Genomic DNA, 21,219 nt, shown 5'->3' with positions numbered 1-21,219 from the left:
CCGTACGCCGATGACGCCTGCCGTCAAAGGCCCCTACGCCAAGCCCGCGCTTACGCCGCCCGACCTGCTGGCGCACCTGCAGTCGCGCGGGCTCTCGTGCCCCGACCCGGTTGCCGCGCTCCACCGGCTGGAGTACGTCGGTTATTACCGGCTGCTGGTGTACATGCGGGCGCTGCAGCAGGTGGATCCCGCCACCGGCAGGCGCACCTTCCTTCCCGGCACCGTTTTCGACGACGTCCTTCACCTGTACAGCTTCGACCGCGAGCTGCGGCTGCTGTGCATGGACGCCATCGAGCGGATCGAGGTGGCGCTGCGGGCGGCCATCGTCAGCGAGGTGGCGGTGGCGCACGGGCCGCACTTCTTTTTGGAGCCGCAGCACTTCGAGCGGGTGGCGGCGTTCGTGGAGTTCTACCAGACGGCGTGCCGCGACAAGCGGTACCTGGCCATCCGCCACTACGAGCAGCGCTACAGCGCCCCGGAGCTGGCGCCCATCTGGGCCATCATGGAAGCCATTACCTACGGCTCGCTCTCGCGCCTGTTCTCCGGCCTGAGGCTGGCGCACCGCAAGGCGATCGCGCGGCGGTTCGGATACGACGAGACGGTGCTGGCGTCGTGGTTCCGCTCGCTGAACCTGCTGCGCAACATGTGCGCGCACCACAACCGCCTGTGGAACGCGCCCATGCACGTGGACCAGCCCGTGGGCGCCAAGCGGCTGCGCGGCGAGCTGGGGCGCACGGACGTGCTGTACGCCCGGCTGGTGATCCTGGCGGCGCTGCTGGACGTGATGGGGGCGGGCGTGGAATGGAAGCGGCGGCTGGTGGACCTGCTGGCCCGCTATCCGCGCGTCCCCCGCGGGGTGATGGGATTTCCCGAAGCGTGGCAGGCGCGCGAGTTCTGGGGCTGATCGTCCGCGAGCTGCATCCGCTGAGCGGGTGTTGCCAAACCTCTCAGCGTAATTGACTTCCTGAGGGAGGCGGCGCCCCGTAACTCGTCGCCACCGGGACGAGGTCCTTCGGTCGCGCGCAACCTGTTGTGTGACTTCTGGTTACGCGTATGCGCTCCCTCGGGAAGTCACCGCTTCGCTGTGGATTTGAGGGTTAGCGACACCCGCTGAGGAAGATGCCGGAGAGGTGGCGCGCTACGAGGCGGAGTGCGCCGGTTCCGTTTCAGTCGCCAGGGGTTCCACGGCGAGAGCGGCGTGGCCGGGGGTGCGCTCGGCCTGGTACATGAGCTGGTAGGCGCGCTGGATCACCTGGTTCAGGTCCCCGGCGGGCTCGGCGCAGCTCACGGCGCCTACGGACACGCTGAACGGCGCGCCGTGCCGCTTGGCCAAGGCCGAAAGGGCGTCGTGCAGCCGCCGCAGCGCCACGGAGGCGGCGTCCGGGCCAGTATCGGCCAGCAGCAGCGCGAACTCCTTGCCCCGCGGGCGGGCCACCACGTCGCTGCCGCGCAGGGTGGTGCGCAGCACTTCGAGCACGGCCGCGCTGAACACCTCCAGGCTGGCGCCCCCTTCGCCCCGCGCGGTGCCGGCGTCCACGTACGCCAGCGTCACGGGCCGGCCGTGCTGCAGCAGGCGGTTGTACTCCTGCTCCAGCATGCGGTAGAACGACTCCGCGGCGGGCAGGTCCCCCGCGTCCGGGCTGCGGACCGTCCGCTGCCGCGCCGTGCGCAGCTCCGCCGCCAGGATCCCGAACGCGGCAAAGATGGTCAGGCGTGCCGCGGCGTTCCAGTACGGAATGCCGGGGTGCGAGTACGTCGCCCCCGCCCCCACGTCCGCCCACAGCCACACCGCCGCGCCCAGCAGCGACAGCGCGACCGCGCCGACCCGCCCCGCGTACCAGCCGACGAGCCCCGAGGGCAGCAGGTACAGCGTCAGCACGCTCACCTCGTACCCGGTCCACCGGTCCAGCACGCCGATGGCCGCCGTAAGCAGCACGGCGGCGGTGAGCGACCGATAGGGAAAGCGGTGTGACCTGCGTCGGGGTGTCATCATCAGCGAAACCGGCATGGATCAGGATCGATCAGGGGCGGCCACGCAGCGCGTCCCAAGGTTCTGAAGGAGCCCCCGGCCGCGCACGCGCCAACCTCCACGCCTCGCACCCGAGTACATCCGCATCGCACTCACGCACTCACGCACTCACGCACTCACGCACTCACGCACTCACGCACTCACGCACTCACGCACTCACGCACTCACGCACTCACGCACTCACGCACTCACGGATGCCGAATCGCGGAAAAGACCGATGGTTCTGGAGTGCGCGCGTTTACCTCGGCCGCGGAGTGGGCGGATGGTTCGCGGGATTGCGCATCAGGTGGTCCGGGTGGCTTGCCGCAGTGCGTGTTCCGGGATGATCCGCCGGACCCCATCCCTCTCAAAAAAATTCTCATGGCCCCCTGCCGCACTTCGATTCCTCGCCCGTTCCCGACAGTCCACGCCGGTTCGTGCCTCGTCGGCCGGCGCGCCATGCCGTCAGCGGCAGTGAGGTCAGGCGTGGGACGATGGGAGCAGAGGTGGCGGCACGGGAAAAACTCTGTTGACTCTGCGTGAGGCCCGCCTGCCGCGCAGACCCTTGCTCGCGGAACCTGGGCCAGCAGTAGCGGCATCCGGCCCGCCGTTGCCGGCTATTCCCTATTCCCTATTCCCTTCACAGCATCCCCCGCCGCTTCACGTCCAGGTAGCGGTTCACCACCGCGGGGACGGCGTCGCCGGGGCGGGTGTCGGCGACCAGGACGCCGGCGCGCTGCATGGCGGCCAGGGCGGCGGCGCGGGCCTGCAGCAGCTCTTCCGCCGCGGCGCGGCGGTAGACGGACGCCTCGTCCGTGGCCGGCTGCGCGGCGGCGGCTTCCAGGTCCGGGTTGCGGATGGCGACGGCCAGCGGCAGGTGCCGGTCCGCCGCGCGGCTGAGCTGCGAGACGACGGCGGCGCTGGCCAGCGGGTCGATGAGGTCGGTGAACAGCACCAGCAGCGACCGGCGGCGCACCTGCCGGGCCAGGTAGGTGAAGGCGGCGGGATAGTTGGGCTCCACCATCTTCGCGTGCACCTCGCCCAGCGCGTCGGCCAGCCGGGTGAGCGAGTTGCGCGCGGGGGGGATGAAGGTTTCCACCTTGTCGCTGAACACCAGCAGCCCCACGGCGTCGTCGTGCACGCGCGCCACGTCCGCCAGCAGCAGCGCGGCGGTCAGCGCGTAGTCCAGCCGCTCGCGGTCGCCCACCTTCTGCGTCATCAGCCGGCCGGCGTCGATCACGATCACCACGTTCTGCCGCCGCTCCAGCTCGAACTGGCGCACGATCAGGCTGCCGCGCCGCGCGCTGGCCTTCCAGTCCAGCGTGCGCGGATCGTCCCCGCGCACGTACTCGCGCAGGCTTTCGAACGCGCCGCCCTCGCCGCGCTGGCGCACGCTGCGGAACCCCGCCTCGCGCAGCCGGTTGCGCATTCCCAGCAGCCGGTACCGCTTCACCTCCAGCACGCCGGGGATCACCCGCACCGCGTCCGCCCGGGCGATGCGCCGCTGCCGCCACGCCAGCCCCAGCGGTCCGGCGACCCGCAGGTGCAGGTCTCCGAACACGCCGTCGCCGCGGCGGACGGTCTTCACCGCGTACGCCACCCGCTCCTCCCGCCGCGCGGGGACCCACACGTCGCGCACGTCGTCGCCCACGCGCTCCAGGACGATCGGCAGGTCGTCCGTGACCCGCACGCGCACACGGCGCGTGGTGCGGTTGTCCAGCCGCACCTCCACCTCCGCCTGCGCGCCCAGCGACACGCGCGCGGGGGTGCGGCGCTCCGCCGTCAGCTGCTCCGCCGCGGGGATCGCCAGCGCGTCCAGCACCAGGAGGACGAGGAGCACGACGTCCACCCCCAGCGCCACCGTGGGGCTCAGGAGAAAGAGCGGGGAGGCCGCCGCCAGCAGGGCCAGCCAGCGGCCGGAGGGGAACAGGCTCACTCCGCGCCGCGCGGGGCGGGGACGGTGGCCAGCAGGCCGGCCAGCCGCTCGTCCACCGTCTGCCCCTCCACCTCGGCCTCGGGGGTCAGGACCACGCGGTGGCGCAGGACAGGGAGGGCGAGCGCCTTGACGTCGTCCGGGGTTACGAAGTCGCGGCCGGAGAGAAAGGCCTCCGCCCGCGCGGCCAGGAACAGGGCCACCCCGGCCCGCGGCGACGCGCCCAGCGCCAGGCTGGGCTCCTCGCGCGTCGCCCGGACGATGCGCGTGACGTAGTCGCGCACGGTGGGCTCCACGTGCACCGTGGCCACCGACTGCCGCAGGCTCACGATCTCGCCGGCGCCTAGCACCGGGCGAATGCCGTAGCTCTCGGCCCGGTCGGCGCTGAAACCGTCCACGTAACGGTCCAGGATGGCGCGCTCCGCCTGCTCGCCGGGGTAGCCCACCACGATCTTGAGGAGAAAGCGGTCCAGCTGCGCCTCGGGAAGCGGATACGTCCCCTCGTACTCCACCGGGTTCTGCGAGGCGAAGACGGTAAAGCCGGCGGGGAGCGGGCGCGTCTTTCCGTCCACCGTCACCTGCCGCTCCTGCATGGCCTCGAGCAGCGCCGCCTGCGTCTTGGCGGGGGCGCGGTTGATCTCGTCCGCCAGCAGCAGGTCGGTAAAGATGGGCCCGGGGTGAAACGAGAACTCGTGCTTGAGCCCGTCCAGCACGTTTACGCCGATCAGGTCCGTCGGCATGAGGTCGGGGGTGAACTGCACCCGGCCAAAGCGCAGCTCCAGCGCCATCGACAGCGCGCGGATGGAGAGGGTCTTGGCCGTTCCCGGCACCCCCTCCAGCAGCGCGTGGCCGCCGGCCAGCAGCGCCACCATCATCTGGCGCAGCACGTCTTCCTGTCCCAGCACCACCGTCGACAGCGCGTCCAGCACCCGCTGCGCCCGGTCGTCCGTCCCGTTGCCCTGCATGAGCGTGCTCATCTATCTCCGTACCTCGTCCAGTAGCCGGTCCACGCCGCGGGTGAGCGCCACCAGGTCGCCCGACTGCCCGCGCTTCCACTCCCCTTCCAGCGCCGCCGCGGCGTCGCGCCCGGTGGGGCTCTGCCGTGCCATCCGGTCCAGCATCTCGCCCGCGGCGCGCTCGTCGGGCGGGACGCGCCGCCCCAGCCGCCGCGCCAGCCCCGCCAGCAGCAGCCGGCGCACCGTGCGCCGGGCCCCCGCCTGCCGGTACGCCCCCGCCAGCGCCTCCACGTGCTCCAGCGGCGACCGGCGCCGCGCCGGCGGCGGCTGCAGCGGCGCGCCGAAGCGCCGCCCCCCCACCCACAGCAGCAGCGCCACCGCGACCAGCAGCTGGATGGCCGCCGCGCCCGAGACGAAGCGGCGGATCATCCCCAGCGTGCCGCCCACCAGGCTTCCCCTGCCGCTGAAGCCCTGGTGGTACTCGTCGAAGAACAGGGTGTCGCCCGCCTCGGCGACGGCGCGGGCGGCCAGCAGCGCGGCGCCGCTCTCCCGCAGCCGCTTGTTGGTCAGCGGGCGCCCGTCGGCGATGGCGAGCACCCGCCCCTTGCCCAGGGGCCAGGTGACGGCGACGGGGTGCCCGTCGGCGGCCAGCAGCGTCTCCGCGCCGGGGCGGCGGAGCGCGCGCGAGGTGTCGGCGAAGGCGCGGCGGAACCCCTCCACTTGGCGCACGCCCTCCGTCCACCGGTGCGCGGCGGGGGGCGTGGCGGCGCGTCCGTCATCCCCCCAGGGCGACACGCCCTCGATCCACACGGGGCGCAGGCCGAGTGTATCGTATGCCGGCCCCGCGAAGTCGTAGCCGCCGGGGACGAACAGCAGCGTGCCCCCGCGCTCCACGTGCTCGCGGATCGCCGACATCTCCTCCTCCGACGGGTGCTCCCACGGGGCCACGATGGCCAGCGCGCCGCGGATGGAGTCGGCGTGCAGCATGGGGTCGGTGCGCCGGGCGACGGGGATCCCCAGCTCCTGCAGCGTCCAGTAGAGCGCCGCCAGCCCGCCCTCGGAGCGGATGAAGGTGGATGCGCGGGGGTCCCCGGTGTCGTCGCGCGCGCTCCGCCGCCCCGCCACCGCCGAAAGGGCGATGAGGATGGCGATGAGCAGGAAGACGAGCGCCGTGTCGCGCCTACCCACGGGCCGCTCCCGCCGCCGCGGCGCGCAGCTGCTCGTATCCGTCCCCGTCCAGCGCCCGTCCGCCGAAGACCACGGGCTCGAAGCCGCGCAGGAACGCCGTCAGCGCGCCCGCCGCGCGCGGGTCGCGCCTCGCCTCGCGGCGGTAGTCGCCGGGGGTCTTGGCCGGGTCGTAGCGCAGGGCGCCGGCGGCCTCGAGCCGCAGCAGGAGCGCCTGGTACAGGGCCACGGCGGCCTCGCGAAAGCGCCCGGCGGCGGCGGCGCGGCGCGCTTCCTCTTCCCACTCCGCGGCCGTCCGGGCGCGGGCGTTCACCGCGCCGGGAAGGGCGGCGGGGCGGGGGGCGGCGCCGCGCTCCTCCAGCCGCGACAGCGTGTTCCACAGCAGGTAGCCGATGATGGACACCCCCGCCGCCACCAGCACCCCGATCATCAGCCAGTAGACGATGGGGTTGTCGCTGCGCAGGTCGCCAAAGCGGCCCAGCCACTCGCCCAGCCGCGCGAACATCTGCCGCCGCCACTCGCGAAAGCCGTCCAGGGGGCCCGGCGGGCGCGGCTGCAGCTCGGGGCGGGCGTAGACGCGCTCCAGCGCCTGGTTCACCTGCGCGGCGGAGGGGATGCGGGCCTGCATCACGCGGCCGCCGGGGCCAGGCGTTCGGTGAGCAGGCGCACGTCCAGCGCCTCCGTCCGCACGCGCAGGTCGTTGAACAGCAGGGTGCGCGCGGCGGCCACCAGCGGCACCGAGAACGCCGCGGCCGCCTGCGAGAGGAGCGCGGAGACGGCGAAGGCCAGCCCCGCGTCCGTGCTTTCGGTGAAGAACGCCAGCAGCGCCTCCGCCGAGACTCGCGGCATCCACAGCAGCACCAGGCCCACGGCCCACACCGCCAGCACACTGCGCGGCCCGCCGCGCGCCAGCGCCCACGAGCGGGCGCGCCCGGCGCTGCCCGAGGTGCGCTCCAGCATCACCGCCGGCAGCGTGCCGGTCCACCCCGCCGCCAGCGCCGCCCAGCAGGCGGCCAGCACCGCGTAGCACCCCAGCGTCAGCGCCGCGCCGGCCAGCCCCGTCGCCACCTCCGCCGCCAGGCGGGTGGCCAGCGCGGCCCCCACCAGGAAGGGGAGGGTGAGCATGACGGTGGTGAGCCCGCTGGCCCACAGCAGCACCGGCAGGCGGCGCAGCGCCTCGCCAAAGGCGGCGCGGGCGCGCACGGGGCGGCCCATCTGCGCGTCGTCGGCCATGCGGATGACGGTTCCCTGCGTGAGCACCCCCGGCAGCCACGCGCCAAACAGAAGCAGCGCCGTCAGCTCGCCTGCGTGCTCGCCGGCCAGCGGCGCGCCGCTCCACACGCTCCAGGCCACCCACGCCCAGAACGCCAGCAGCGGCGCGAGCGGCACCAGCCCCGCGGCCAGAAAGGCCCGGAAGTGGCGGCGGTACAGCTGAAACGCGCCGTCCAGGATCTCGCCCGGGTCCATCGGGCGAAGGTGCGGGAGCATCTGCGGGATCGATCGGGAAGGCCGTGCCGCGCAACGGGTCCGGCCGGCGATGGGGAACGAAAAGGTACGCGGGGAGCGCGCGCGGGTCAAACGGACCGCGTCATCCGGAGCGCGGGTGTGCATCGACGGCGCCGAATTCCTCGACGGCCATGCTCCGGAGTGCGTGCGGGGTACGCTGCGAGGCGAAGAATCCCGCGCGCAGCCGGTCCAGCACGTCCGCGCTGACGGGCGGGCGCCCTGGCGATTCCGCGCGCCACCAGCTCCCCCAGCTTCTCGTCCGTCCAGCGCTGGACCGCGCCGTACGCGACGGCCGTATCGTGCTGGACGAAAGGGTGCTCGCCCCCGGTGAGGATGCAGCTACGGTCGGAATGGCTGCGCAGCGTGGTGAGATATACGGCCAGGAACGCCTGCGCCGCACCCACGGGCCCCCAGAGAATGACCCAGAGGTGCGGCACCTCGCCGGTGCCGCGCGTCAGCAGGAAGGTGTCTCCAGCGGTTGCCGGCATGGACGGCCCTCAGGCGAAAAGCGCCTGTGCGTGCGCGACCTCGTCCCACTGCGCCTGCAGCTCCGCGATCTCTTCCTCCGAATACCCTTCGCTGCGCAGGATGTCGGCGGGATCGATGGGGAGGGACGAGCCCTGCGGATCGGTCCACTCGGGAAGCTCGTGGGTGGCGTCCACCACCTTCCACCGCGGAAGGTGTCCGTACCGGGCGAAGACCTCGTCGATCAGCGCCTCCTCGGCCGGAGACAGCTGGTCGTTGGGCACGTTCACCGGGTCCCGCAGCGCCACCGTGTGGTTGGTCTTGGGCGAGATGTGCCGGTCCCAGTAGCCCTGCTGATAAAACTCGGACGAGTTGATGCGGTCCAGCGTGGCGTTGAGCACTGGGCCGTGGGGAAGCGACGCGTAGGCGTCGTACGTCAGCGGCAGTCCCAGCCGCGTGAGGGCCTCACGCTCCACCAGGTAGAGAAGCTTGATCAGCTTCAGATGGCTCATCCGGCCGCCGCGCAGCTTCAGCAGCCGTGCGGCGGCCTGGGTGGCCTTGTCCTCGCGATAACGGAAGCGTTTGCGCTGCATGTTCTTTCTCGCGCTCAGCGCATCGAGATCCCCTGGAGCGCCATCTCCGTCGCCATCGCGGAAAGCGGGGCGGACGGGGTGAACACCGCCCTGAATCTAGCCGAACAGAGGCCGAAGTTCAATGCGGCTCCAGGTGCCGGAGCGCGGCGGGCGCGCTCCCCTCTGGTCGTCCCGCGGGCTCAGTCGCCGGCGAGGGCCAGGCGGTCGGTCATCATCTGCACGTCCAGCGCCTCGGTGCGCACGCGGCGGTCGAAGTACAGCAGCACCATCACCGCGACCATGAAGGGGCCGGTGAACACGCCGATCCCCATCGCCAGCACCTGCTGGGTGATGAGCTGCGTGGGCGTGGGGACGGCGCTGGGGTTGGCCATCTGCGCAAAGCCGCCGGTGAACGCCATCACCGCCATCATGGGCAGGTAGGTGATCAGGAGGGTCACCAGCATCAGCCCCACCACGCGGCCCACGGCGCCCCGCGCAAGCTCCACCGAACGCTCCAGCGACCGCAGGGGCCCGGCGTTCTCCACCACGACGGCCGGCAGCACGCCGAACAGCATGCCGACGGCCGCCAGCATCACCCCGAAGATCAGCACGAACATCACCACCCCGCCCAGCGCCGCCATCAGGGCGCCCAGCTGCGCCGTCACCAGCGAGATGACCGTCCCCACGAGCGCCACGCCAAAGATCACCACCACCAGCCCCACCCAGGCCACGATCCCGGCGCCCAGCAGCCGCGGCGCGGCCTTCAGGCCGGCGCGCATTCCGTCGCCCACCGAGGCGGGCTGGCCCGTGTACGCCTGCGCCGCCTGGTGGGCCAGGGCGCCGTACATCACCAGGAACGCGGCCAGGGCCACCACGATCACCAGCAGGCCGGTGCCCAGCATGGCCCCCATGATCGCGGTCCCGTCGTTGCTGGCCATGGCGGCGAACATCGACCTGCCCAGCAGCATGAAGCCCGCCAGCACCACCGCCGTGGGGATCCCCGCGGTAAGGGCGAAGGCGGCGAAGTTGCGGCGGTACAGGTTGAACGCGCCGTCCAGGATCTCGCCGAAGCTGAGGGGACGCAGGGTGGGAAGCGCCATTGCGCTGCTCCTGTGGGAGGGGGAGGGTCCGGGGATGGGTGCGGCGCGGCCCGAGGGGCGGGCCCGTCCTGTTGGGGACGCAAAAGGGTACACACGGCTGCGCTCCGCGTCAACTCATTCGTCGCGCTTTCGGTGAGCGCGGCTCAGCGCAGGCGCACGGGGACGGTGGGCGAGGCACCCTCCGGGATGGTGCGGTGGCGCTCGTCGGACCAGGCAAGGCGCAGCGTGGTCTCGCCGGCGGGAAGGCGGGGAAGGGTCCAGCGGTAGCGGGTGCCGCCCAGGTGTTGCATCTCGGCCGCCGTGGCCATCAGCTCCGTCCCGCCGGCGAACAGGTGCAGGTGCCGCCCCTCCGCCGTCCACCCGGTGGGCCCCGCCACCAGCGCCGTCCCGGCGTCCAGCTCGACCGCGGCGGGCTGCGCCAGCTCCGCGCCGGCGGACGGGCTCACGATGGACAGCGCGGGGACGGCGGCGGCCGCCGGCGCCGGTCCCGCGCCCGTGTCCGACCCGCCGGGAAGAAAGGACCGCACCAGGTACACCAGCCCCAGCAGCAGCAGCAGCCCGCCGATTACCCCGAACACCCGGTCCGACGCCAGCCGCTCGCCGCCCGCCGAATCCTGCTCCGCCGCCATCCCGTTCTCCCCGTTGTGGTTGCCTGATGCCCCTCCGGCCCGGAAGATGCGCGTTCCGGCGCGTCCGCGCGAGGGGGCGCGGTTGCGTCACGGTAGGGGGTGGGGCTATCTTTGACGACATGCGAACGCTGATCACGCTTCTGCTTCTGGCCTGCTTCGCCGTCACCCAGGCGAGCGCCGCCGGCTGCCCCATGGCCAGTGCGCCGCACGGGCAGGCGGAAGGCACGGACGCGTCCGCATCCACCCACCACGGGCACCACGCCCCCGCGCCGGCACCCGAACCGCGGCACGACGGCGAGCGGCACGCGCCCGTGCAGCACCTGGCCGCCGGGTGCGTGCTGATGGCGTGCGGCTCCACCGCCGTTCCGCCGGCCGCCGGCTCCCTGGCCGTGCACGACGCGCCGCAGCCCGACGGCATCGCCGCCGGGCGCGGGTTCTACGCGTCGCCTTCCCTCGCCACCGATCCACCCCCTCCGCGAGTCGCCCTCCGTTCGTGACTTTCGCCGCCCGTCCATCCTGGACCGGGCGCGAGCAAGAACTGGAGAGGAGATTCCAAGGAGATGAGAAGGATCGTCATCACCGCGGCCCTGCTTTTGGGGACCGCGGCGCCGGGCGCACTTGCCGGGCAGCAGCACCAGCACGGCGCCACCCGCGACACGGCGCAGGCCCGGCGCGACGCGGCGCAGCGGCCGGTCCGCGCCGATTCCGCCGATCGCCACCGGATGCACGCGGATACCGCGCATCACCGCACGATGCACGGCGACTCGGCGCATCGTGAGATGATGCGTGCCGATTCGGCGCATCGGCGGATGATGGCCGATCCCGCGCATCAGCGGACAATGCACGGCGATTCGGCACGTCACCAGGCGATGCACGGCGACTCCGCGCATCAGGAAATGATGCACGGCGATTCGGCGCATCACATGAACGCGGGGCCGGCGCGTCCGGACGCGGCGAAGGCGGATGCGGCGCACGATCACACGCGGGCGCCGGCCGCGGCATCCGCCTCAGCCGCCGGGCACGAGGGGCACGGCGATGCGGCGGGGACGCAGGCGGGGGTGCACGCGCACGCGGAGGGGGCACCGGGCGGGCACCGGATGCTGATGCAGCCGCTGGGGAGCGGGTGGAGCCTGATGGGGATGGCGCAGGCGTACCCCATGGTCACCACGGGGCTGGGGAACGAGTCGTCGCCGCTGTCACAGACGGAGCCGTACCTTACGCAGCCGGCGCTGATGATCAATCTGGAAAGCCCGGGAAGCGCGTTCGTGCTGCGCTCCACCCTGAACTTCGAGGGGCTCACGCAGCCGGGGGGCGAGCTGACGGCCGGCGGATGGGGCGAGGGGTTCATCGACCGCCGCCATCCCCACACGCTGCTGCACGAGCTGATGCTGAGCGCCAACCTGTGGAACGCGGGGGATGGCGCGCTTTCCGTGTCGGCGGGCAAGGGGTTCGCCCCGTACGGCACGGACGACCCCATGTCGCGCCCGGTGGCGAAATATCCCACGAACCACCACCTTTCGCAGATACTGGAGCGCTGGACGGCCAACGTTGTTTATCTCCGGGGCCCCTGGAGCGTTGAAGCGGGACTGTTTGGCGGGGCGGAGCCCGAGGGGCCGTACGACCTGTCCAACTACCGGGCGTTCGGCGACAGCTGGTCGGCCCGCGTCATCCGCCGCTTTGGCGGCACGGGGACGTCGGCGCGGTGGGAGGTGGCGGGCTCGTACGGCAGCGTGGCCGAGGCGCACCACGGCGGCAAGGCGCGCACGGCGCTGGTGAACGGCTACGTGCGCCACGCCGCCACGCACCGCTTCGGCACGCTGTACACCCTGGCCGAAGCCTCCCGCAGCGAGCCGGAGGGCGAGGCGCAGGGGTACTACGCGCTGCTGGCCGAGTCGATGGCGGGAATCGGCCGCCACCGCCCCTACCTGCGGATGGAGTACAGCACCCGGCCGGAGTGGGAGCGCGAGGACGGCGACGTGTTTCGCTACCACCACGACGACGAGCCGGTGGGCGCCTCGCGCTGGATGATCGCCACCGTGGGATACGGATGGCAGCTGAGCGGCTTTCCCGTCAGCACCATGCCGTTCGTGGAGGTGCAGCACAACCGCGTGTGGAGCGAGCGCGGCCAGGCGGACGTGCAGGCCCTCTTCGGCGACGACCGCTTCTGGGGGGTGAGCCTGGGCGTGCGGCTGTTCCTGGGGAGCGCCGGGCCCATGCGGATGGGAAGCTACGGCGTGCTGGACGACATGACCTCGAACCACCGGCCGCCTCCGCGAAAGGGGAGGTGAGCCGGCGCAGACACCGATGCCGCTGAACCTGACGAACATCATCATCCGGGGCCGCCGTGCACTGCTGTGCGCGGCGGCCCTGGCCTGCGCGCTCCTTCCGGCCCCGGCCGCCGCGCACACGCGGGTGGAGCGCGCGTCCCCCGCCGACGGCGACACCGCCCACGGCGCCGTGCACGAGGTTCGCCTGCGCTTTACCCGCCCGGTAGAAAGCGAGCTGACCACCATCACCCTGTTTCGCGGCACCGCGCAGGTGGCGGCGGGGGCCCGCAAGGTGGAGGAGAGCGAGGGGCGCGAGTTCGTGCTCGCGCTGTCCGCGCCGCTGCAGCCCGGCGACTACGTGGCGCGGTGGAAAACGGTGGGCGGCGACGGCCACGTGCTGGAGGGCGCGTGGCGCTTTGCCGTGGCCGCCGTCGCGGCGCCCAGCGCGGTGCCGGCGGGGACGGACGCGTCCGCCGGCCTGGCGCAGGCCCCCCCGCCCCCGCCGACGACGGACGGGACGGACGAGGCGCTGGAGGAGGAGGTGGGCGAGGCCGGGCGCCCGCTGGCGGTGGCCGTGCGCTGGGCCTGGTTCGTCTCGCTGCTGGGGATGATCGGCGCGGTGGCCTTCCGCTTCGGCGTCCTGCCGCGGCTGGACGGGGACCCGGAGCTGCAGCCCGTTTCGGCCCGCGCCGAGGCGGCGGTGTGGTTCGTGGCGCTGGGGGCGGCGGCGCTCTCCGTCGCGGCGCTGTTCGCGCGGCTGTGGATGCAGGTGGCCGCGCTGGGCGGCGGCGAGGCGGCGTGGGACGGCGCCCGGATGCAGGTTCTTCTGCGCGACACCGGCTGGGGGCTCGCCTGGGTGCTGCAGGCCATCGCCACGCTGGCGTTCGTCACCGGGCTGTTCATCACAAAGGCGCCGCACGGGCGGTCGGTGGGGTGGATGGGCTCGGCGGCGGGCGCGGTGCTCCTGTCCGCCGTCCCCGCGCTTTCCGGGCACGCGGCGTCGGTGGGGCGGATGAACGGCGTGGCGATCCTGATGGACACGGTGCACGTGCTGGGCGCCGGCGTCTGGCTGGGGACGCTGGCGGCGCTGCTGGCCGTGGGCATTCCCGCCGCGCTCCTTTCGGGGCCCGGGGCGGGGGGCGCCGTGGCGGCGATGGTCCGCGCCTTTTCGCCGATGGCGCTGGCGGGCGCGGCGGCGGTGGGCGTGACCGGTGTGGTGAACGTGCTCTTTCAGCTGGACGCCGTCCCCGACCTGTGGGGCACGGGCTATGGCCGCGCGCTGCTGCTGAAGCTGGCGCTGCTGGCGGGGGTGGGCGCGCTGGGCTTCTACAACTGGCGCCGCGTGCTTCCCGTGCTGGGCGACGATCCCGGCACCCGCCGCCTGCGCACCTCCGCCCGCGCGGAGCTGGGCCTCGGCCTCGTGGTGCTGCTGGTGACCGCCGTCCTCGTCGCGCTGCCGACGCCGTAGCGGCTGCCGAAGGCCACGTAAAAGAAAGGCCTCACACGGAGTCAACAGAGTCAACGGAGTTGTATCCGTTGTCTCTGATGGCTTCGTGCGAGGCTTCTTTCTTTGGGTTCGGGGGATCGAGGTGCTGTCTTGATCGCGACAGGAGATGGCGGGGCGGCACGAGCGAACTCTGTTGACTCTGTTGACTCTGTGTGAGGCCATCTTTTCCCCGTCTCACGGGGAATCCTTCTTGCCTAACGGAATGCGGGGAAACACGCGTCTCCGAAGCAGGGCCGCACCACGATGAAGGGCAGCTACAACGCCGCGCTGGTGGCGTTTTCCGTGTTGATCGCCATCCTGGCCTCGTACACCGCGCTCGCGCTCTCCGCGCGGATCAACGCGGTGCACGGGCGCTTTCGCCTGGCCTGGCTGGCCGGCGGCAGCATGGCCATGGGCGCCGGCATCTGGAGCATGCACTTCGTGGGGATGCTGGCGCACCGCCTTCCCGTCCCCATTACCTACGACGTGCCGCTGTGGCTGACGTCCGTGGCCGTGGCCGTGGGCGCGTCGGCGCTGGCGCTGTGGGTGGCCAGCCGCCGCAGCGTTCCCGCCAGCGCCCGCACCGCCGCCGGGGTGCTGATGGGCGTGGCCATCGCGGGAATGCACTACGTGGGGATGGCCGCCATGCGCATTCCCGGCCGCATCGAGTACCGCCCGGTGCTGGTGGCCGCCTCGGTGGCCATCGCCATCGCCGCCTCGTGCGCGGCGCTCTGGCTGTTCCTGCGCTTTCGCGGGGACGAGTCGGTGCGCGCCCGGAACCTGAAGTGGTGGGGCGCCGTGGCGCTGGGGCTGGCCCTGTCCGCGATGCACTACACCGCCATGGCCGCCGCGCGCTTCACCACCCCCCGCGCGGGCGAGGTGACGGTGCCGGACGACCACGTGCTGCGCACCGAGGGGCTGGCGGGCGCGGTGATCGTGGGAACGCTGGTGGTGCTGGGCATCGCGCTGCTCAGCACGCGGGTGGACCGCCGGGTGCGCGCCCGCGACGCCGAGACGGAGGCGGTGCGGCGCAGCGAAGAGCGCTTCCGCTCGCTGGTCGTGGCGTCGGCGCAGGTGGTGTGGGCCGCGGGCCCCGACGGCGAGTTCCACGAGCCGCAGCCCACCTGGGCCGCCTACACCGGCACCCGGTGGGAGGACTATCGCGGCGACGGCTGGTTGGGGAGCGTGCATCCCGACGACCGCGCCGGCGTGGCCGCCCAGTGGCAGACCGCCGTGCGCGAGCAGCGGGTGATGGAGCTGGAGTACCGGCTGCGGCGCGCGGACGGCGCGTGGCGGCACGTGGCGGCGCGCGTGGTGCCGGTGACGGAGCCCGGCGGGCGCGTGCGCGAGTGGGTGGGCGCCGTCACCGACGTCACCGAGCGCCGCCGCACCCACGAGGCGCGCGACTTTCTGGCCGAGGCCAGCCGCGTGCTGGCCTCGTCGCTGGACTACGCGGCCACGCTGCGCGCGGTTGCCCGGCTGGCGGTGCCCACGCTGGCCGACTGGTGCGCCGTGGACGTGCTGACGGAGGACGGCGAGGTGGAGCGGCTGGCGGTGGAGCACGTGGACCCCGCCAAGGTGCGGCTGGCGCAGGAGGTGGAGGAGCGCTGGCCCAGCGACCCGCGGGCGCCGCACGGCGTGCACCACGTGATCCGCACCGGCCAGCCGGAAATGATGTCCGAGATTCCCGACGCGCTGCTGACGGCCAGCGCCCGCGACCCCGAGCACCTGCGGGTGATCCGCGCGCTGGGGCTGCGCTCCTACGTCTGCGTGCCGCTCACCGCGCGCGGACGCGTGCTGGGCGCGCTGTCGCTGGTGCACGCCGAGAGCGGGCGCGCGCACGACGCCGCGGACCTGGCGCTGGCCGAGGAGCTGGCCCGGCGCGGCGCCGTGGCCATCGACAACGCGCGGCTCTTTGGCGAGACGGAGGAGGCGCGCGCCGAGCTGGAGCAGCAGACCGGCGAGCTGGAAGAGGCGCAGGCCGAGATGGAGATGGCGCACGACGAGCTGCAGCGCGCCTACGAAGACCTGGCCGAGCGCACCCGCGACGCCGAGCGCGCCCGCGAGGCCGCGGACGAGGCCAACGCGGCCAAGAGCTCGTTCCTGGCCACCATGAGCCACGAGCTGCGCACCCCGCTCAACGCCATCGCCGGCTACACGCAGCTCATCGACATGGGGATCCACGGCCCGGTGAGCCCCGCGCAGCACGAGGCGCTCGAAAAGATTCACCGCAACCAGACGCACCTGCTGGGGCTGATCAACGACGTGCTGAACTTTGCCAAGATCGAGGCGGGGCAGGTGCAGTACGACGTGGAGAACGTGCCGCTGGACGCCACCCTCGCGGCGGTGGAGGCGCTGGTGGAGCCGCAGCTGCGCGCCAAGGCGCTGCGCTACCGCTACCGCGGCGGCGATCCTTCGGTCACGGTGTGCGCGGACCGCGAGCGGATGGAGCAGGTGGTGCTGAACCTGCTTTCCAACGCCGTCAAGTTCACCGACCGCGGGGGCGAGGTGGAGCTTTCGTGGGAGGCGGGCGGCGGCGTGGTGCGGGTGCACGTGCGCGACACCGGCCGCGGCATCCCTCCGGACAAGCTGGAGGCCATCTTCGAGCCCTTCGTGCAGGTGGACCCCGCGCTCACCCGCGCCGCGGAGGGAACGGGGCTGGGCCTGGCCATCAGCCGCGACCTGGCCCGGGCGATGAAGGGCGACCTCACCGCCCGCAGCACCCCCGGCGAGGGCAGCGTCTTCACCCTCTCGCTCCCCATCGGCCGCCCCGCCGCCCCCGCCGTCGCCGACGCGGCGGATTGAGACGGGCCACGGGTTTGAAGGCGAGGAATGCGTTTCGTGCGGCGTTCCCTGCGGATGACACTCCCCGACTTGTCGAGCGGATGCAGTTCTCCGCCTCTTCCGCGACAGCGGGGGAGGGGGCCCCGTCGACGCAGTTCGATCCCCTTCGACGAGGCAGAAATCCATCGGCGCCGCCAACCTCCCCCAGCAGTTTTGGGGGAGGTGCGAGCCTAAGCGAGCGGAGGGGGCGCCCGCGGGCGCAGTGCGAACATTGCCCCAGCGCGCCGAACGAGTGGCGCCACCTTGACATCGTCCGCCGCGCGATCGAATTCTCCCCTCTCCGCGAGGAACGAGCGCGGAGGGGCACCCCTCCGCGAACACATCCGCGCCTGTGGAGTAAGCATTCGCAGCACGGATCAGTATCAGCCACTACGGAGACGACACGATGGCCTATCCCGAGATGATGCTGGCGCCCATGCGCCAGGACCTTACGCGCCTGGGCGTGCAGGAGCTGCGCACCCCCGAGGACGTTCAGCAGGCGCTGCAGGACACCAGCGAGCCCACCCTGCTGGTGGTGAACTCCATCTGCGGCTGCGCGGCCCGCAATGCGCGCCCCGCCGTCGCCATGGCGCTGCAGAACCAGAAGAAGCCCCCGCGGCTCACCACCGTGTTCGCCGGGCAGGACATCGAGGCCACGCAGGCCGCCCGCGGCTACATCCACGGCTATCCGCCCTCGTCGCCCAGCATCGCGCTGCTCAAGGACGGCGACGTGGCCTTCATGCTGGAGCGCCACCAGATCGAGGGCCGCTCCGCCGACGCCATCGCCGAAGACCTGGTGAACGCCTTCAACCAGCACTGCTGATCGTCAGGATCGGTGGATGAACGACGCCCCCGCCCGGCATCCCCGGTCGGGGGCGTTCTTCATCCACCGATTTCGCCCAATCGAACGTCCGTGCGGCGCCTTGTCCGCTCCCGGACGGCGGGGTAACTTCGCGATGCCGGGCGGAGGATCGTCATCGATCGAATCCGCCCGGGACGCCTTGCAGCTGACGCACACGACGCGGCCCGGATCCGCCATGCAGAACACGCTCATCCCGCTCCAGCCCGTGGAGCGCGACACCATCCCCAAGATCTTCTTTGGCGGCCTGGACCGTTACGAACGCGCGGAGGCCCTGCGCTACAAGGGCCCCGCCGGGTGGACGGGGCTCCCGGACGCGGAGGTGGAGCGGCGCGTGACGGCCGTGGCGGCCGCGCTGGAGGGGGCGGAGCTGCGCGCGGGGGACCGCGTGGCCCTGCTTTCCGAGAACCGCCCGGAGTGGGCGATCACGGACTATGCGGCGGTCGGGCTGGGCATTGTCGACGTGCCCCTGTATCCCACCCTTCCCGCCAACCAGGTGGAGTACATCCTGCGCGACTGCGGTGCGCGGATCGTCTTCGTCTCCACGCGCGGGCAGGCGGAAAAGATCCACACGGTGCGCCAGAACCTGCCGGAGCTGCGCCACGTGATCGTCTATGACGACGAGGTGCTTCCCGGCACCACGACCTTCGAGTCGTTTCTGGCCGACGGGCAGCGCGCGGTGGACGAGGGGCGCTTCGCCGGCTTTCGCGCCCGCGCGCTGGCCGTGCCGCGCGAACAGGTGGCCACGCTCATCTACACCTCCGGTACCACGGGCAACCCCAAGGGGGTGATGCTGACGCACTGGAACCTGGCCAGCAACGTGGCCGGTTCGCTGCAGCACGGGCTGGAGGACGTCATCAAGACGGGCGACACCACGCTCTCCTTTCTGCCGCTGTCGCACGTGTTCGAGCGGATGGTGGACTACCTGTACTGGGACGTGGGCGCGAGCATCGCCTACGCCGAGAGCATGGACAAGGTGGCCGCCAACCTGGTGGAGGTGCGGCCGATGATCGCCGTCTCCGTCCCCCGTCTGTTCGAGAAGATCTACTCGCGGGTGACGGGCGTCACGGGCGTCAAGAAGCACATCGTGGCCTGGGCGCGCGGCGTGGGCGAGCGGGTGGCCGACGCAAAGTTCGAGGGCCGCGCCCCCGGCGGCGTGCTGGCGATGCAGTACCGGCTGGCGGACCGGCTGGTGTTCAGCAAGCTGCGGGAGAAGACGGGCGGGCGGCTGCGCAACTTCGTCAGCGGCGGGGCGCCGCTCTCGGCCGAGGTGGGCAAGTTCTTTTTTGCCGCCGGGCTGCCGGTGTACGAGGGGTACGGGCTGACGGAAACGTCGCCGGTGATCGCGGTGAACAAGCCGGGCGCGGTGCGGCTGGGGACGGTGGGCAAGCCCATCCCCGGCTGCGAGGTGCGCATCGACGCGCAGACGGGCGAGATCCTGACGCGCGGCCCGCACGTGATGAAGGGCTACTGGCAGAACGAGCAGGCTACGGCCGAGGCGATCGACGCGGAGGGCTGGTTCCACACCGGCGACATCGGCGAGCTTACGCCCGACGGCTTTCTGCGCATCACCGACCGGCTGAAGAACCTGATCGTGACCGCGGGCGGCAAGAAGGTGGCGCCGCAGCCCATGGAGAACCTGGCCACCATGTCGCCGTTCGTGTCGCAGGCCGTAGTCATCGGCGACCGGCGCCCGTTCCCCAGCATCCTGGTGGTCCCCGAGTGGGAGAACGTGCTTCCCTGGGCCGCCGAGAACGGCGTCGCCGGCACGGACCACGAGGCGCTCGCGCGGGATCCGAAAGTGGTGGAGCTGCTGACCAAGGAGGCGCTGGGCGCGCTGGCGGATTTCGCCAAGTTCGAGCGGCCTAAAAAGGTGGCCGTGATCGCGCACGAGTTCACCATCGACTCGGGCATGCTTACCCCCACGCTCAAGGTTCGCCGCAAGGCCGTCGAGCAGCGCTACAAGGCCGAGATCGAGGCGCTGTACGCCGGGGCTGGTGTGGCGGAATAGGGCAGGCCTCACGCAGGGACGCGGAGGGCGCAGAGGATGATCTCCTCCGCGCCCTCCGCTTTTTCTATCGATGGGGTGAAGCGTGTCATCCTGAGGCCCGGCCGCTCCGCACCTTCCGCTCGCGCCGCAAGTCGCAGGGCCGAAGGATCTACTCTCGGATCGGCAGTGGCCCGACGCGGCAGCCCGCGCCGTCGCTGCGGCCACGACAGGGCCAGACAGAGCCTGAGGCGGATGCGCGCGTCGGCCAGCGGGACCAACTCTGTCCGACGGTCGGGTTGCCGCGGCACCGGTGTGGGGCTGCCGCGTCCACCCTCCAGCCGTCCGAAGCTAGATTCCTCGGCCCTGCGACCGATTGCGCGTTCTTCTGAATGCAGTGTGGCCGGGCCTCGGAATGACATACCGTGCGCGTTCAATCGCCAAATGGCGCTGTCATCCTGAGGCCCGGCCGCTCCCCACCTTCCGCTCGCACCGCAAGTCGCAGGGCCGAAGGATCTACTCTCGGATCGGCAGTGGCCCGACGCGGCAGCCCGCGCCGTCGCTGCGGCCACGACAGGGCCAGACAGAGCCTGAGGCGGATGCGCGCGTCGGCCAGCGGGGCCAACTCTGTCTGGCGGTTGGGTTACCGCGGCACCGGTGCGGGCTGCCGCGTCCGGGCTCCAGGCATCTGAGGCTAGATTCCTCGGCCCTGCGACCGCCTGCACATTCCTCGACTGCAGCGCGGCCGGGCCTCGGAATGACATACCGTCGCGCGTTCAATCGCCAAACGGCGCTGTCATCCTGAGGCCCGGCCACTCCGCACCTTCTGCTCGCACCGCAGGTCGCAGGGCCGAAGGATCTACTCTCGGATCGGCAGTGGCTCGACGCGGCAGCCCGCGCAGTCGCTGAGGCTACAACAGGGCCGGACGGAGCGTGAGGCGGACGCGCGCGTCGGCCAGCGGGACCAACTCTGTCCGGCGGTTGGGTTGCCGCGGCACCGGTGCGGGTTGCCGCGTCCGGGCTCCAGGCATCCGAGGCTAGATTCCTCGGCCCTGCGACCACCGGGGCATTCCTCGACTGCAGGGTGGACGGGCCTCGGAGTGACAGAGCGTCGCGCGTTCACTCGCCAAACGGCGCTGTCATCCTGAGGCCCGGCCACTCCGCCCCTTCCGTTCGCGCCGCCGGTCGCAGGGCCGAAGGATCTACTCTCGGATCGGCAGTGGCCAGACGCGGTAGCCCGCGCAACCGCTGCGGCTACGACAGGGCGGGACGGAGCGTGAGGCGGACGCGCGCGTCGGCCAGCGGGACCAACTCTGTCCGGCGGTTGGGTTGCCGCGGCACCGGTGCGGGCTGCCGCGTCCGGGCTCCAGGCATCCGAGGCTAGATTCCTCGGCCCTGCGACCACCGGGGCATTCCTCGACTGCAGCGTGGCCGGGCCTCGGA

The 21,219-nt window shown here is 72.3% G+C and carries 16 protein-coding genes; 7 read left to right on the top strand and 9 right to left on the bottom strand.

Going from position 1 to position 21,219, the window contains the following annotated elements:
* Positions 1-10: 10 nt before the first annotated feature.
* The gene (locus VGC13_RS21095; protein WP_331127266.1) at positions 11-904 is read left to right on the top strand and encodes an Abi family protein; all 894 of its coding nucleotides are present in this window, start codon (positions 11-13) and stop codon (positions 902-904) included.
* 234 nt (positions 905-1,138) lie between these two features.
* Here the strand turns inward: VGC13_RS21095 and VGC13_RS21090 are convergent, their stop codons facing one another.
* The 9 genes from VGC13_RS21090 to VGC13_RS21050 all read right to left on the bottom strand — a co-directional run bounded on the left by VGC13_RS21090 (position 1,139) and on the right by VGC13_RS21050 (position 10,354).
* Positions 1,139-1,993 carry a GGDEF domain-containing protein gene (locus VGC13_RS21090; protein WP_331127265.1) on the bottom strand — a complete coding sequence of 285 codons (855 nt, stop codon included), beginning with the start codon at positions 1,991-1,993 and terminating at the stop codon, positions 1,139-1,141.
* Positions 1,994-2,648: 655 nt separating this feature from the next.
* A complete protein-coding gene (locus tag VGC13_RS21085) occupies positions 2,649-3,944 on the bottom strand; it encodes a DUF58 domain-containing protein (RefSeq protein ID WP_331127264.1) in 1,296 nt (431 codons plus the stop codon).
* The gene (locus VGC13_RS21080; protein WP_331127263.1) at positions 3,941-4,918 is read right to left on the bottom strand and encodes an AAA family ATPase; all 978 of its coding nucleotides are present in this window, start codon (positions 4,916-4,918) and stop codon (positions 3,941-3,943) included. The genes VGC13_RS21085 and VGC13_RS21080 overlap by 4 nt, the downstream gene beginning before the upstream one ends.
* Entirely contained in the window at positions 4,919-6,085 is a 1,167-nt protein-coding gene (locus VGC13_RS21075; RefSeq protein ID WP_331127262.1) for a DUF4350 domain-containing protein, read from the bottom strand.
* Positions 6,078-6,710 carry a DUF4129 domain-containing protein gene (locus VGC13_RS21070; protein WP_331127261.1) on the bottom strand — a complete coding sequence of 211 codons (633 nt, stop codon included), beginning with the start codon at positions 6,708-6,710 and terminating at the stop codon, positions 6,078-6,080. Before VGC13_RS21070 ends, VGC13_RS21075 begins: the two co-directional genes overlap by 8 nt.
* Positions 6,710-7,570, bottom strand: a complete 861-nt coding sequence (locus VGC13_RS21065) for a hypothetical protein (RefSeq protein ID WP_331127260.1) — start codon at positions 7,568-7,570, stop codon at positions 6,710-6,712. Before VGC13_RS21065 ends, VGC13_RS21070 begins: the two co-directional genes overlap by 1 nt.
* Positions 7,571-8,085: 515 nt before the next feature.
* On the bottom strand, positions 8,086-8,646 hold the full coding sequence (locus VGC13_RS21060; protein WP_331127259.1) for a Panacea domain-containing protein: 561 nt from the start codon (positions 8,644-8,646) through the stop codon (positions 8,086-8,088).
* A gap of 179 nt (positions 8,647-8,825) precedes the next feature.
* Positions 8,826-9,725 carry a hypothetical protein gene (locus VGC13_RS21055; RefSeq protein WP_331127258.1) on the bottom strand — a complete coding sequence of 300 codons (900 nt, stop codon included), beginning with the start codon at positions 9,723-9,725 and terminating at the stop codon, positions 8,826-8,828.
* A 143-nt stretch (positions 9,726-9,868) separates the two neighbouring features.
* Positions 9,869-10,354 carry a hypothetical protein gene (locus VGC13_RS21050; RefSeq protein ID WP_331127257.1) on the bottom strand — a complete coding sequence of 162 codons (486 nt, stop codon included), beginning with the start codon at positions 10,352-10,354 and terminating at the stop codon, positions 9,869-9,871.
* 119 nt (positions 10,355-10,473) lie between these two features.
* Here VGC13_RS21050 and VGC13_RS21045 point away from each other — a divergent pair, with 119 nt between their 5' ends.
* From VGC13_RS21045 to VGC13_RS21020, 6 genes are all read left to right on the top strand, one after another.
* Positions 10,474-10,851, top strand: coding sequence for a hypothetical protein (locus tag VGC13_RS21045; protein WP_331127256.1), 378 nt, complete (start codon positions 10,474-10,476; stop codon positions 10,849-10,851).
* Between the two features lie 63 nt (positions 10,852-10,914).
* Positions 10,915-12,642 (top strand): hypothetical protein, encoded by a 1,728-nt coding sequence (locus tag VGC13_RS21040; RefSeq protein ID WP_331127255.1) that lies wholly within the window; start codon positions 10,915-10,917, stop codon positions 12,640-12,642.
* 16 nt (positions 12,643-12,658) lie between these two features.
* Positions 12,659-14,089: a copper resistance CopC/CopD family protein gene (locus VGC13_RS21035; RefSeq protein ID WP_331127254.1), complete on the top strand. Its 1,431-nt coding sequence runs from the start codon at positions 12,659-12,661 to the stop codon at positions 14,087-14,089.
* Positions 14,090-14,371: 282 nt separating this feature from the next.
* Positions 14,372-16,912 carry an MHYT domain-containing protein gene (locus VGC13_RS21030; RefSeq protein WP_331127253.1) on the top strand — a complete coding sequence of 847 codons (2,541 nt, stop codon included), beginning with the start codon at positions 14,372-14,374 and terminating at the stop codon, positions 16,910-16,912.
* Between the two features lie 424 nt (positions 16,913-17,336).
* Positions 17,337-17,753: a BrxA/BrxB family bacilliredoxin gene (locus tag VGC13_RS21025; RefSeq protein ID WP_331127252.1), complete on the top strand. Its 417-nt coding sequence runs from the start codon at positions 17,337-17,339 to the stop codon at positions 17,751-17,753.
* A 214-nt stretch (positions 17,754-17,967) separates the two neighbouring features.
* On the top strand, positions 17,968-19,800 hold the full coding sequence (locus VGC13_RS21020) for a long-chain fatty acid--CoA ligase (protein WP_331127251.1): 1,833 nt from the start codon (positions 17,968-17,970) through the stop codon (positions 19,798-19,800).
* Positions 19,801-21,219: the final 1,419 nt, after the last annotated feature.

The sequence above is a fragment of the Longimicrobium sp. genome (genome assembly GCF_036399255.1).
In the GTDB taxonomy this organism is placed as follows: Bacteria; Gemmatimonadota; Gemmatimonadetes; order Longimicrobiales; family Longimicrobiaceae; genus Longimicrobium.
Note: the sequence above shows the minus strand (reverse complement) of the source record. Positions and strands in the feature narration are given on the sequence as shown.

Excerpts from the sequence above, each read along its gene's own strand:
- VGC13_RS21095 (WP_331127266.1), top strand. The coding sequence starts at position 11 with ATGACGCCTGCCGTCAAAGGCCCCTACGCCAAGCCCGCGCTTACGCCG.
- VGC13_RS21090 (WP_331127265.1), bottom strand. The coding sequence starts at position 1,993 with ATGATGACACCCCGACGCAGGTCACACCGCTTTCCCTATCGGTCGCTC.
- VGC13_RS21080 (WP_331127263.1), bottom strand. The coding sequence starts at position 4,918 with ATGAGCACGCTCATGCAGGGCAACGGGACGGACGACCGGGCGCAGCGG.
- VGC13_RS21070 (WP_331127261.1), bottom strand. The coding sequence starts at position 6,710 with ATGCAGGCCCGCATCCCCTCCGCCGCGCAGGTGAACCAGGCGCTGGAG.
- VGC13_RS21065 (WP_331127260.1), bottom strand. The coding sequence starts at position 7,570 with ATGCTCCCGCACCTTCGCCCGATGGACCCGGGCGAGATCCTGGACGGC.
- VGC13_RS21060 (WP_331127259.1), bottom strand. The coding sequence starts at position 8,646 with ATGCAGCGCAAACGCTTCCGTTATCGCGAGGACAAGGCCACCCAGGCC.
- VGC13_RS21055 (WP_331127258.1), bottom strand. The coding sequence starts at position 9,725 with ATGGCGCTTCCCACCCTGCGTCCCCTCAGCTTCGGCGAGATCCTGGAC.
- VGC13_RS21050 (WP_331127257.1), bottom strand. The coding sequence starts at position 10,354 with ATGGCGGCGGAGCAGGATTCGGCGGGCGGCGAGCGGCTGGCGTCGGAC.
- VGC13_RS21045 (WP_331127256.1), top strand. The coding sequence starts at position 10,474 with ATGCGAACGCTGATCACGCTTCTGCTTCTGGCCTGCTTCGCCGTCACC.
- VGC13_RS21040 (WP_331127255.1), top strand. The coding sequence starts at position 10,915 with ATGAGAAGGATCGTCATCACCGCGGCCCTGCTTTTGGGGACCGCGGCG.
- VGC13_RS21035 (WP_331127254.1), top strand. The coding sequence starts at position 12,659 with ATGCCGCTGAACCTGACGAACATCATCATCCGGGGCCGCCGTGCACTG.
- VGC13_RS21030 (WP_331127253.1), top strand. The coding sequence starts at position 14,372 with ATGAAGGGCAGCTACAACGCCGCGCTGGTGGCGTTTTCCGTGTTGATC.
- VGC13_RS21025 (WP_331127252.1), top strand. The coding sequence starts at position 17,337 with ATGGCCTATCCCGAGATGATGCTGGCGCCCATGCGCCAGGACCTTACG.
- VGC13_RS21020 (WP_331127251.1), top strand. The coding sequence starts at position 17,968 with ATGCAGAACACGCTCATCCCGCTCCAGCCCGTGGAGCGCGACACCATC.